The organism is Granulicella rosea, from assembly GCF_900188085.1.
Classification (GTDB): Bacteria; Acidobacteriota; Terriglobia; order Terriglobales; family Acidobacteriaceae; genus Edaphobacter; species Edaphobacter rosea.
In genome coordinates, this window is record NZ_FZOU01000004.1 from 51,873 (window position 1) to 64,536 (window position 12,664).

General features: G+C 66.1%; 9 protein-coding genes. 6 read left to right on the plus strand and 3 right to left on the minus strand.

Annotated elements, in window-relative coordinates; translation table 11 throughout:
• The first annotated feature begins 45 nt into the window (after positions 1 to 45).
• On the plus strand, positions 46 to 507 hold the full coding sequence (gene moaC, locus CHB87_RS12090) for a cyclic pyranopterin monophosphate synthase MoaC (RefSeq protein WP_089408716.1): 462 nt from the start codon (positions 46 to 48) through the stop codon (positions 505 to 507).
• A 61-nt stretch (positions 508 to 568) separates the two neighbouring features.
• Positions 569 to 1,606 (plus strand): DUF4034 domain-containing protein, encoded by a 1,038-nt coding sequence (locus CHB87_RS12095; RefSeq protein ID WP_089408717.1) that lies wholly within the window; start codon positions 569 to 571, stop codon positions 1,604 to 1,606.
• Between the two features lie 39 nt (positions 1,607 to 1,645).
• Here the strand turns inward: CHB87_RS12095 and egtD are convergent, their stop codons facing one another.
• Positions 1,646 to 2,656: an L-histidine N(alpha)-methyltransferase gene (egtD, locus tag CHB87_RS12100; protein WP_245817963.1), complete on the minus strand. Its 1,011-nt coding sequence runs from the start codon at positions 2,654 to 2,656 to the stop codon at positions 1,646 to 1,648.
• Between the two features lie 81 nt (positions 2,657 to 2,737).
• The gene (gene egtB, locus CHB87_RS12105) at positions 2,738 to 4,036 is read right to left on the minus strand and encodes an ergothioneine biosynthesis protein EgtB (RefSeq protein WP_089408719.1); all 1,299 of its coding nucleotides are present in this window, start codon (positions 4,034 to 4,036) and stop codon (positions 2,738 to 2,740) included.
• Positions 4,037 to 4,246: 210 nt separating this feature from the next.
• Between egtB and CHB87_RS12110 the strand changes: the two genes are divergently transcribed.
• Positions 4,247 to 5,065: a class I SAM-dependent methyltransferase gene (locus tag CHB87_RS12110; RefSeq protein ID WP_089409076.1), complete on the plus strand. Its 819-nt coding sequence runs from the start codon at positions 4,247 to 4,249 to the stop codon at positions 5,063 to 5,065.
• A gap of 1 nt (position 5,066) precedes the next feature.
• On the opposite strand, the gene CHB87_RS12115 is transcribed toward CHB87_RS12110, so the two are convergent.
• Positions 5,067 to 5,780 carry a VIT1/CCC1 transporter family protein gene (locus CHB87_RS12115; protein ID WP_089408720.1) on the minus strand — a complete coding sequence of 238 codons (714 nt, stop codon included), beginning with the start codon at positions 5,778 to 5,780 and terminating at the stop codon, positions 5,067 to 5,069.
• A gap of 122 nt (positions 5,781 to 5,902) precedes the next feature.
• On the opposite strand from CHB87_RS12115, the gene CHB87_RS12120 reads away from it, so the two are divergent.
• The 3 genes from CHB87_RS12120 to CHB87_RS12130 all read left to right on the plus strand — a co-directional run bounded on the left by CHB87_RS12120 (position 5,903) and on the right by CHB87_RS12130 (position 12,597).
• The gene (locus CHB87_RS12120) at positions 5,903 to 6,790 is read left to right on the plus strand and encodes a hypothetical protein (protein WP_089408721.1); all 888 of its coding nucleotides are present in this window, start codon (positions 5,903 to 5,905) and stop codon (positions 6,788 to 6,790) included.
• Positions 6,787 to 10,326 (plus strand): carboxypeptidase-like regulatory domain-containing protein, encoded by a 3,540-nt coding sequence (locus tag CHB87_RS12125; protein ID WP_089408722.1) that lies wholly within the window; start codon positions 6,787 to 6,789, stop codon positions 10,324 to 10,326. The genes CHB87_RS12120 and CHB87_RS12125 overlap by 4 nt, the downstream gene beginning before the upstream one ends.
• 87 nt (positions 10,327 to 10,413) lie before the next feature.
• Positions 10,414 to 12,597, plus strand: a complete 2,184-nt coding sequence (locus tag CHB87_RS12130; RefSeq protein ID WP_089408723.1) for a VWA domain-containing protein — start codon at positions 10,414 to 10,416, stop codon at positions 12,595 to 12,597.
• Positions 12,598 to 12,664: the final 67 nt, after the last annotated feature.

A 12,664-nucleotide genomic window follows, 5' to 3' on the forward strand; every position in this document is an offset into this window, starting at 1 on the left:
GAGAGATCCCCGCATCTCGTCTTGCCATTGAATTACCCTGAACCCATGGACAAACTCTCCCACTTCGACGACGCCGGCCAGGCCCACATGGTCGACGTCAGCGCCAAGGCCGCCACCCGCCGCGAGGCCACCGCCGGCGCCTTCGTCGAGCTCTCCGACGCCGTGCTCGCCGCGCTGCCGCAGAACCCCAAGGGCAACCCGCTCGAGGTTGCGCGCTTCGCCGGCATCCAGGCCGCAAAGCAGACCTCGACGCTTATCCCTATGTGCCACCCGCTCGCGCTCAGCTTCGTCGACGTGCAGGCCACGGTCGTGGCGGGCGGCGTCGCCATCGAAGCCACCGCGGCCACCACGGCCGGCACCGGCGTCGAGATGGAGGCGATGGTCGCCGCATCGATCGCCGCGCTCACCGTCTACGACATGACCAAGGCGCTCGACAAGAGCATCCGCATCCGCGAGGTCGTGCTGCTGCGTAAGAGCGGCGGCAAAAGCGGCGACTACCGCCGCTAGATTTTGCTTGCCCTGGCTGCCGGGGCCAACGTAGGCTGGTTGCGTTCGCTGGAGCGCTGCCATGCTGAATCTTCGTTCTGCCCGATTCCTTCTGCCACTCGCCGCCATTCTGCTGTTGCAGCCGAGCCGCGCTCGCGCGCAGGCTGCGGCGCCGCCTGCATCCGACGCCGACGAGCAGGCGTTCAACAAGCAGGAGAAGCGCTGGATCAAGGAGGTCGAAGCCGACCTGATCGAAGAGAAGTTCGACGACCTGGAGCGCATGGCCGACGAGTACCGCCGCGACCGCACGCGCCTGCCCGGCGGCGAGTGGAAGCTCCGCGTCTTCTACGGCGCGCTCGATGCCCCGCAACTGACCGACCAGGACAGCGTCGACCATATCGCTCACCTCGAACACTGGATGCTGAAGCGGCCGGAGTCGATCACGCCGCGCATCGCGCTTTCGACCAGCCTGCACCGCTGGGCATGGGTCGCGCGCGGGAACGGCATGGCCAACACGGTCACGGCCGAGGGCTGGGAGCTCTTCAACAAGCGCATCGCCGAGTCGCAGATGGTGCTGACCAACTCCGCCAACCTGCATGCCATGTGCCCGCAGTGGTACTCCGAGATGATGACCGTCGGCCTGGCGCAGAGCTGGGACGAGGCCCGCATACGCGACACCTTCGAGCGCGGCATCCAGCTCGAACCCGATTACTACTACCTGTACAAGCAGTACGCTAACTACCTGCTGCCCAAGTGGGACGGCAAACCGGGCGAGGCCGCCGCCTTCGCGAAACGCTCGGCCGATAAACGCGGCGGCGACGCGGGCGACATGCTCTACTTCCAGATCGCCTCCACCCTCATCAGCCGGAGCAACGGAAAATTCCCCGTCGAGCAGATGGACTGGAAACGCATCCAGCGCGGCGCCGAGGTGCTGCAGACCCAGTTCGGCGCAACGCGCAAGACCGCCAATGTGCTCGCCTACATGGCGTATAAGTACAAGGACGCAAGCACCGCGCGCAAGCTCTTCGCCTCGATCGGCGATGACTGGGCGCGTGGCGTCTGGCGCGATAAGCAGTATTACGACCGCGCGCGGGACTGGTCGAACGGGCATAACTTCTAACGAAAAGCCCACGCGTCCACCGAAGGCAAATCGCCCGAACTAAACAGCCGTCGCCAGCGTCACTGCAAACAGATTCTGCGCATCCATAAACGTTCGCGACGTCGCAAAACAGGCAGGCTTCAGCATTGCGGCGATCATGGCCGGAGTGAACTTGTAGCTGTTCTCCGTATGGATCGTCTCGCCCGCGGCGAATCGCATCGGCACCGCGGGCGTCTCCGCTCCAGCGGGCAGCGTCACGGTCTGCGGGCCGACCGACTCCAGATGCATTTCGATCCGCGAGGCAAGCGGGTTCCAACGCGCGCGATGGCGGAAGCGATCGAGGTCGAAGTTCGTTCCCAGCTCGCGGTTCAGCCGCACCAGCACGTTGCGGTTGAAGGCGGCTGTCACGCCCTGCGCGTCGTCGTAGGCGGCCAGCAGCGAGGCGACGGACTTGCCCCCATTGTGGGTTCCGCCCGGCGCGAGGTCCGTGCCCAGCAGCAGCGAGTCGCCCACCTGCAACTGTCCGCGCAGGTTGCGCAGGATCGCCACAGCCTCATCCGGCGCGAAGTTGCCGATGCTCGAACCGATGTAGAGCGCGAGCACCCGCGCATCGTGAGGCCGCTCGATCCGGATCGGCTCGGTGATGTAATTCGCCACCTGCGGCTCGACGACCACGCCCGGAATGTTGCGTTCGATATTCTCGCGCGCCTCCTCGACGCTGGTCTCGGAGACATCGATCGGCTGGTACAGCACCGACGCCTGCCGCCGCACGGCCGCCGCAAGCAGGATGCCCGTTTTGGTCGCCGTGCCCGCGCCCAGCTCGGCCAGCGTCACCGGCTGGACGCCCCCCGCGGCCTCGAGAATCTCGTCCGCATGCGCCGCGAAGAGCGCTCGCTCGGTGCGCGTGAGGTAGTACTCCGGCAGCACCGTGATCTGTTCGAACAGGTGCGATCCGGCCTCGTCGTAGAAGAGCCACGGCGTCAGGGTCTTCGGGCTGGCGGTCAGTCCGGTGTAGGCTTCGTGCGCGACGGCGGCGTTTACAGCGGTAACTTCCTGAGTGAAAGACGACACATTGGCTCCGGGCGTAGGTGACTCGAACATTCATGGTTGCCCGGCGAAGATAGATTCGCTCAGGATGGCAGGGCTGGATGCTCAGACGTCCTGCGCCAGCCGCAGCCCGGAGAACTGCCAGCGCGTCGCCGGCCCGAAGAAGTTGCGATAGCTGGCGCGGATATGGCTCGCCGGCGTAACGCACGAGCCGCCCCGCAGGATCACCTGCGACGACATGAACTTGCCGTTGTACTCACCCAGCGCGCCCGGCAGCGGGCGATATCCGGGATAGCCGGTGTAGCCCGACGCCGTCCACTCCCACACATCGCCAGTCATCTGCTGCAAGCCCTCGCCCGAGCCGGCCGCGACCGGATGCAGCGCGCCGGACTCCAGCATATTTCCGGTCAACGGCAAGGTTGCAGCCGCATGCTCCCACTCGAACTCGGTCGGCAGGCGCTTGCCCGCCCAGCGTGCGAAGGCGTCCGCCTCGAAGAAGCTCAGGTGGCAGACCGGCGTCTCGGAGAGGTCGTCGAGCGCCTGAAAGCCATGCAGCGTGTAGATGCTCCAACCCGCGTTCGTATGCTCGTCGCGACGCCAGTAGAGCGGCGCCTGCCAGCCCTCGTGGCGCATCGCCGTCCAGCCCTCGGAGAGCCACAGCTCGGGCCGGGTGTAGCCGTGGTCCTCGATGAACGCCAGGTATTCGGCGCAGGTCACCAGCCGCGAGGCCAGCGCGAAGGGTTGCAGATACACGGTGTGGCGGGGCGTCTCGTTGTCGAAGACGAACTGGTCGAGCGCGGCCGGATCGGGGCTGACGCCGATCTGCGTCAGGCCACCGGCGAAGTTCACGTACTCCACCGGCGGGGCGATCTTTTCCTCGCTGCGTTCAGACAACGGCAGGTAGGCCGGGTGCAGCGGATTCGTAAACAGCGCATGCTTGATGTCGGTGGCGATCAGCTCCAGATGCTGCTGCTCATGCTCCAGGCCGAGCCGGATGCGGCGCAGGCTTTCGTCCGGAGGATTGCTCTCCAGGTGCTGCTCGATGGCCGCGTCGACATGCGCGCGAAAGGCCAGTATCTGGTCGAGCGGAGGGCGGGAAAAGCTGGCGCGGAGCTTCTTCTCCGGCATATCGCCCAGTGAGTTGTAGTAGGAGTTGAAGAGCCAGCGGAAGTCGGGGTGGAAGGGCTCGTAACCGGCGGCAAAGTCAGCCAGGACGAAGGTTTCGAAGAACCACGAGGAATGGGCCAGGTGCCATTTGACTGGGCTGGCCTCCGGACACGACTGCACCATCATGTCCTCGGGCGAGAGCGGCGCGGCAAAGGCAAGCGTGGCGGCGCGGACCGCGCGAAAGCGGTCGAGCAGATCGGCGGCAACGGTATTGGAGACGCTGGTTTGGGTCGGCATGCCTTTGAAATCCTCTCCCTTTTCACTTCTGCAAAAGGTCTGATGCTTTGGATGCGTCAAGCGATTTCGCGATGGATTAGTTTGCCACGGCGACACGACAGAAGGGGAGAAACTTTTGAATGATATAAAGGTCGCGATCCGCTTCCCTTTTTGAACCGGCATCTTCTGCGGAATCTGCGGATTCACCAAACCCGCGAACGGAGCGTCACCATGAGCACAACGCCAAGTCCAACGCCCGACTTCAACGCCATCAAAGTACGCCAGCAGGCCGCATGGGCCACGGGCGACTATGCCGTCGTCGGCACGGCGATCGTCCTGATGGCCGAGTTGCTCTGCGAAACGATGGACGTGCGCAGCGGATGGCGCGTGCTCGACGTGGCCGCCGGCAGCGGCAACGCCTCGCTCGCGGCGGCGCGGCGCGGCTGCCTCGTCACGTCGACCGACTACGTCCCCAGCCTGCTCGAACGCGGCAAACTGCGCGCGGCGGCGGAGGGCCTGACCATGGACTTCCAGGTCGCCGACGCCGAGAACCTGCCGTTTGCCGATGGCGAGTTCGACGCCGCGCTGTCGACCGTCGGGGTCATGTTCGCGCCGAACCAGACAGCCGCCGCCGCCGAGATGTTCCGCGTCGTCCGGCCGGGCGGCAGGATCGGCCTCGCCTGCTGGACGCCGGCTGGCTTCGTCGGTCAGATCTTCAAGCGCATCGGCAAGTACGTGCCGCCACCGGCAGGGCTCAACCCGCCGTCGCTCTGGGGTACGGAGGCGCGGCTGAAGGAGCTGTTTCCGGGGGCCCGTTCCATCGAAGCCACGACGAAGAACTTCCACTTCCGCTCGCCCTCGCCCGAGAACTGGCTGGAGGTCTTCAAGGCCTACTACGGCCCGATGAACCGGACCTTCGCCGCACTGGACGCGGCAGGCCAGGCCGCCCTGACCGCCGACCTGATGGAGCTCGTCGCCTCGCTGAACGTCGCGCATGACGGCACGATGGTGCTCCCCAGCGAGTACCTGGAAATCGTCATCGCGAAATAGCTTACGATCCGTGGTTCAGCAGCCGCGCAAGGCCATAGGCAGCGCCGGCTGCAACGCCGCCGATCAGCGTCGTCTGCACCGCGCTGCGCAACGCTCCGGTTCCCACCAGACGGCCCTTCAGGGCGCCGAAGACGGCCAGCGCCAGCAGCGTGATCCACACCGAAAGCCGGAGCGCGCCAGCGTTGTCATCGACCAGCATGTAGGGCAGCAGCGGAACCATGCCTCCGGCGATATAACTGCCCGCAATCGTGAGCGCGGAACGGTGCGCGCGATTCTCCGCCGGCTTCTCCAAACCGAGTTCGAACCGCATCATGAAGTCGACGTAAGCGGGCGGATTGCGCTCGAGCGCCTGGAGCACCGGGGTCGCCTCTTCCCGCGAGACGCCGTACTGCTCGAAGATCTCGTAGATCTCTTCGGCCTCGTCCTGCGGGCGTGAAACGACCTCTTCCCGCTCCCGCCGCAACTCGGAGGCGTAGTGCTCGGCGTCGCCTCGCGCGGCGAGATATCCGCCCAGCCCCATCGCGATCGACCCGGCGGCGATCTCCGCCAATCCGGCCAGGACCACGAGGCGTCCATTCGCCACCGCGCCCGAAAGTCCGGCCGCCAGGGCGAACGGAACCGTCAGTCCATCCGAGAGCCCGATAACGATGTCACGGACGGTCTCGGTCGACTCGAAATGTTGCTCTTCGTGGGGCTTGTAGGCGACATCGTGCATAGGCTTCCGTTAAGTCTATCGCGACCGGCAAAATATCCTTCAACCCACAGAGTCTTTCCCGGGGAGTCACCGTCTGTAAGGGTATGCGGCAATTTTCGGAGACGGTTTTCGGGAGAACGTCCATGTTGACTGACACCCTGGGTAGATATCTGAGGGCGGCGACGCTCGGCATCCTCGTACTTGCAACGGCACACGCGTGCCTCGGCCAGGGTGGACCCGCCCAGGACGGCCCGCCGCAGGGTGGACCGCCAGCCGGCGGCGGCAAGCAGGGCGGCATTCCCGGCGGACAGATGATCCGCGGAACCGTTACCGCCGTCGCGCCCGAACACCTGACCGTGAAGACGCAGGAGGGCGAGGTCTACCAGGTCGTCACCACGCCGAACACGCAGATCCGCAAGGGACGCGAGCAGGTGAAGCTGGCCGACGTCAAGGCCGAGGACGGCCTCGGCGCCATGGGCGTGCTGGACGCGCCGAACAAGACTCTCCACGCGGCGTTCCTCCAGGTCGTCGACGCCGAGCAGCTCAAGAAAGCCCGCGAGGCCATGGGCAAGACCTACATCGCGGGCAAGGTGACGAAGATCGACACCGACGCGCTGAAGCTCACGATCCTGCGCGAGGACGGCGTCACCCAGGTCATCGGCCTGGACGACGACACCAGCTTCCGGCGCGGCGGACGCGGCGGCATGGGCATGATGGGCATGGGTCCCGGCATGGGTGGCGGCAACGGAGGCGGAGGCGGCAACAATCCCGACCGTCCGCGCCGCAATCCCCCCGCCGATGGACAGCAACGCCAGCAGGGCGGCGGCGGCGAGAGCATCACCCTTGCCGACCTCAAGGTGGGCGATGTCGTCGCCGGACCGGGGGCGATCAAGGGCGGCGTCTTCATCCCGACCGAGGTGCGCGTGGCCGACTCGGCCGCGGCAGGCATTCAGCGCCGGCGCCGCAATCAGGACGGCGCGGCTCCCGCGGGCACGACTCCAGCCGACTCGGCGGCGGAGCCCAAGGCATGAGGAAGAAGAACGTGAAGTTTCGAGCCTCGGGAGTTCTCCATGTTGCATTCACAGGAGTCGCGCTTACCTGCTCTCCGTTCGCGCTCGGCCAGGATGCAGCCCCCGCGCAGGCGCCGGTCCAAGCCCCGGTCCCAACGGCAACCACCACCGGCGGAGGCACGATTCACGGCACGGTCAAGGCCGGTCCCGTGGCGCTGCCCGGCGTCTCGGTCACCGCGACCAACACGCTGACCGGCAAGAAGTACGCCACGACGACCGACGTAAACGGCGCCTATGCAATGACCATTCCGCGCACCGGCCGCTATGTCGTCCGCGCCGAGCTGGCGGCGTTCGCGCCCGCGACGCAGGAGGTTCGCATCACCGCCGAGGCGACCGACCAGGTCGCGGACCTCGGCCTCGAGCTCGCCTCCCGCGCGGCCGCGCAGGCCGCAGCCGCCACGGGCGCGACGGCCACCGCAACCGCCAGCGCGCTTGCCCGCGGCATGCAGTCGCTCTCGATGACCGGAGACAACACCCAGACCGACGCCAGCGCGGGCGGCGGCGCCACCGGGGTGCAGCAGCCGACGCTCGGCGGGCTCGGCGCGGACGTCGCCTCGGCGGAGTCGGTCGCGGTCAGCGGCCAGCAGGGCCAGACCAACCAGCTCGGCGGCATGAACGAGGATGAGGTTCGCCAGCGCATCGAAGACGCCATGTCCCAGGCCCGCGCGCAGGGCGCCCAGGGGACCGACATGATGAGCGCGGTCGCCGGCATGCTCAGCCCGTACATGGGCGGTGGTGGATTCGGCGGACCCGGCGGCGGAGGCGGTGGCGGCGGACGCGGTGGTGGGGGCGGACGAGGCGGCGGGGGTGGGGGCGGCGGATTCCGCGGATTCAATCCCGCGCAGCCGCACGGCGCAATCTTCTGGACCGGCAGCAACGGCGCTTTGAACGCGGCGCCCTTCTCCGTCGCAGGCCTGCCAACCGCGCAGCCCGGCAACTATACGAACTCCTTCGGCGTCAGCTTTACCGGCACGCCGTACATCCCGGGCCTGCTCAAGCCGGATACGAAGCAGTTCGTCTTCGTCAATGTGACCGGTACGCGCGGCATCAGCCCGTCCGTTCTGAACGGCATCGTTCCGACCGTCGCTGAGCGAGCCGGAAACTTCACCGGCTCCGGCGTTACCCTGATCGATCCGAAGACCGGCCAGCCCTTTGCCAACGACACGATCTGCACCGTGGCGACGCCCACCTGCTCCAGCATCTCGCCCGTCGCGCAGGCGCTGCTCGCCAGCGGATACTACCCGGCGCCGAACGTGGCCAACGTGGGCGCGCAGGGATACAACTACCAGACCGTGACGACGGCCGGCTCGAACAGCACGCAGGCCTCGCTGCGCTACGTGCGCAACCTCGGCGCGGCGCCCACCTTTGGCGGCGGACGCCGCCAGCAGCAGGGCAACGGACCGCAGCCGCTGCGCCAGAACATCAACTTCAACGGCAGCTATACGCACTCCGCCAGCGACAACCGCAATATCTTCCTTCCGCTCGGCGGCGCGTCGGAGTCGAACGGCTACGGCGTCACGGCCGGCTACACGATCGGCAAGGGCCGCTTCACCGAGAACGCCTCCGTGACCTGGAACCGTTCGCACAGCATGGGGCGCAACTACTTCACGAACGGCTCCAACAGTCCGGCCGTGAACCTCGGCATCTCCACCCCGCTCGAAGCCAACCCGTTCTTCTACGGTCTGCCCAACCTCTCGTTCACCGGATTCAACGGCGTCAGCCAGTCCGCGCCCAGCGACAGCATCGGCCAGACCATCAGCTTCTCGGACTTCGTCAGTTGGAGCCACAAGCGGCACAACATGCGCGCCGGCTTCGACTACCGCCGCGTCCACGCCGACAGCTACGGCGGCTCGAACCCGCTGGGCACGCTCACCTTCTCGGGCTACGCCACCGGCTCCGGCTTCGCCGACTTCCTGCTCGGTTTGCCGCAGGCCTCGAGCATCCAGGGCAGCCTGAACAAGATCTACCTGCGCGAGAACGTCTACGACTGGTACCTGCAGGACGACTTCCGGCTAAAGGGCGGCATCACGCTCAACTACGGCCTGCGCTACGAGTACTTCGGACCCTACTCCGAGAAGAACAACCGCATGGTCAACCTCGACCACAACGCCAACTTCACCGCGGTCGACGCCGTGCAGCCGGGCCAGGTGGGCACGTACCAGGGCAAGTTCAACTCCTCGCTCGTCAACCCGGACCACACGCTTTACTCGCCGCGCTTCGGCTTCGCTTACCGCGTGCCGTCGAAGTACTTCCCCAAGCTGACCAAGGAGTTCGTCATCCGCGGCGGCTACGGGCTGAACTTCAACACGGGGCAGTACGCCTCGTTCGCGCGCCAGCTCGCCTTCCAGCCCCCCTTCGCGCTCACCCAGACCAACTCCGTCCCGACCTCCGCTGGCTCCGGCACGACAGGCTGCGTCTCGGCAGCCACCGTCGGCAGCACCACCCCGCTCCCGACTCTGCCCGCTGGCCAAAACTATCTGACATTGGCGCATCCCTTCAATTGCTCCACCGTCACCACGCAGAACAACTACAGCGTGAACAAGGACTACCGCCTGGGCCATGTGCAGATCTTCAACCTCGGCATGCAGAAGACTCTGCCGCTGCAGACGGTCTTTAACATCGACTACAACGCCTCGGTCGGCGGCGATCTGGACATCGTCCGCGCGCCGAACCGGACGGCCACCGGTCTGCTCGACGCCTCGGCCCAGCCCTTCAACTACGAGGATTCGCAGGGCTACTCGCGCTCGAACATCCTCGCCATCAGCCTGCGCAAGCGCCAGCAGAAGGGCATCAGCATCCAGGCGACCTACACCTACGGCCACTCCCTCGACAACGCTTCGTCGATCGGCGGCAGCGCCACCGTCGTCGCGCAGAACGACCTCGATCTGAACGCCGAGGAGGGCAACAGCCAGTTCCTCGTCCGGCACAAGGTCAGCGGCAACTGGGTGCTGGAGCTGCCGTTCGGACCCAACCGTGCCTTCCTCGCGGCGGGCGGCTTCTGGTCGAAGTTCCTCGACGGCTACAACCTCTCGGGCACGTACACCTTCTCGACCGGCACCTACAACACGCCTCACTACTCCGGCACGCCGCAGGAAGTAGCCTCCGGCGCAACCGGCTCCCTGCGTCCAAATCGCAACTTCGGCGTCCCGGTGAAGGGTCCCGGCCACCTGCGGCGCGGCGGCCCATCCTGCCTGGCGAACTACGACTCCTGCTGGTTCAACCCGGCGGCCTTCTCGGCGCCCGCCATTGGAACCTATGGTACGGCCTCGCGCGGAGACATCGAAGGCCCCGGCTCGGTCACGATCTCCTCCGCTCTCTCGCGCACGGTCACCTTCGGCGGCACACGCTCGTTCGAAGGCCGCGTCACCGCCTCCAACGTCTTCAACACCGTGCAGTACACATCCATCAACACGACGCTCAACTCGCCCACCTTCGGCGAGGTCAGCGGCGTAGGCGCGCGCCGCTCACTGCAGTTCAACGGCCGCTTCAGGTTTTAGCAGTTTCGGTGGAAGCATGGGGCTTCAGCCTCATGAATCATCGAGGGCAAGAAACAGGGCTTTGAGCTCTGGGTAGATGGAGCACCGATGACGCACGCATACAGAACCCGTCCCACTCCCGGCCGCAGCCTGATCGCCAGCGCGCTCGCCTGCCTGCTCGCCGTCTCCCCGCTCGCCGCGCAGCAGACCGATCCCACGCAGAACGGTCAGCCGCAGATGTATGTCATGAAGGTGCGGACCGACATCGTGCTGACCAACGTCGTCGTGCGCGACAAGAAGACCGGCGAGGTCGTCAAAGGGTTGAAGGCGTCCGACTTCACCATCTTCGAAAACGGCAAGCCCCAGAAGGTCGCCAGCTTCGACTACCAGAACGTCGATCAGGCCGCCGTGCTGGCCGAGAAGACCACCGTCAGCGGCAAGACCACCATCGCCGACCTGCTGAACCACAACCTCGCCGCCACTCCCGACCAGCTCCACGATCATCGTCTGATGGTCATGCTCTTCGACCTCAGCTCCATGCAGCCCGAAGATATCGACCGCGCCGTCGAGAGCGCGCAGGACTTCGTCAACAAGAAGATGCAACCCGCGGACCTGGTCGCGCTCGTCAGCCTCTCCACCGGCCTGACCATGGACCAGGACTTCACCGCCGACAAGGCGCTCCTGCTCAAAGGCCTCGGCAAGTACAACGGCAGCGAAGGCACCGGCTTCACCGCCGGCGGCGACGGCACGACCGACGGCACCGCCGACGACGCCAGCTCCTACACCGCCGACGACAGCGAGTACGCCGCGCTCAACACCGACCGCGAGCTCTACGCCATCCAGACCATCGCCAAAAGCCTCGAACGCGTCGACCAGCGCAAGAGCATGCTCTACTTCTCCGGCGGCCTGACTCGGCAGGGCGTCGAAAACCAGGCCAGTCTGCGCGCCGCCACCAACGCCGCCGTGAAGGCCAACATGGCCATCTACAGCGTCGACTCGCGCGGTCTCGAAGCGCTGCCACCGGTCGGCAACGCCTCCACCGGCAGCCTGCGCGGCACCTCCGCCTACAGCGGCGCGGCGATGCAGAGCCGGCTCGACTCCAACTTCGCCTCGCAGGAGACGCTCGCCACCCTCAGCGCCGACACCGGCGGCAAGGCCTTCTTCGACAACAACGACTTCGCCCCCGCCTTCCAGCAGGTCCAGCACGACACCGAGGCCTACTACATCCTCGGCTTCCACTCTACCGACCCCGCGCACGACGGCCGCTTCCGCCACCTCACCATCAAACTCAACCGCAACGACGTCAAGCTCGACTACCGCCCCGGCTACTACGCGCCCGCCGACTTCCAGCACCAGAAGAACGAAGACCGCGAACTCGCCCTGACCGAGCAGATGCGCAGCGACCTGCCCGCCACCGACGTCTCGCTCTACCTGCAGGCGCTCTACTTCCGCCTCGCCGACAACCGCTTCTACGTCCCCATCAGCCTCATCGTGCCCGGCTCGCAGATTCCCTTCCTCAAAAACGGCGATAAGGACAAGGCCAATCTCGACATCCTCGGCCAGGTCAAGAACGCGCAGGGCATCGCCGTCGGCAACATCCGCGACACCGTCAAACTGAACCTCGACCCGACGTTAAACGCCAAGCAGAAGAACATTCAGTACTCCACCGGCTTCACACTCGCGCCCGGCCACTACCACCTGAAGTTCGTCGTGCGCGAGAACCAGACCGGCCAGATGGGCAGCTTCGAGACCGACCTGAACGTCCCCGACCTGAAGAAGGCTGCGCCGAAGATGAGCTCCATCGTGCTCGCCAGCCAGCGCATCCCCAACAACCAGAAGGTTCCAAAGGGCAGCGCCGTCAGCCCGCTCGTCCGCGAAGGCATGGAGCTGATCCCGAACATTCCGCACGTCTTCCGCCAGGACCAGCACCTCTACTTCCTCTACGAGGTCTACGACCCCGCCCAGCAAAAATCCGCCGGCAAGAGCATTCGCCTGCTCACCAGCATCGAGTTCATGACCGGCGGCAGCAAAGTCTTCGAGACGCCGCTGATCGAAGCCACCTCGCTCAACACGCCCGACCGTGACGCCGTCACCTTCCAGTTCGACGTCCCGCTGGGCGCGCTCAAGCCAGGCAACTACATCTGCCAGGTCAACATGATCGACGACGCCGGCGGCAGCTTCAGCTTCCCTCGCATGGCCCTGATCGTGACGCCAAACGCCGTCACGCCAGCAGCCGCACCTGCGGCGCCGGCGGATGCGCCGGCCCCACCACCGGCCGCACCCACACCGTAGCCGCCTTATTGGCTATTCCCACCAAGACAAGCCGGAGCGACATGGGTCAGGCTGACGGCTGAAAAAC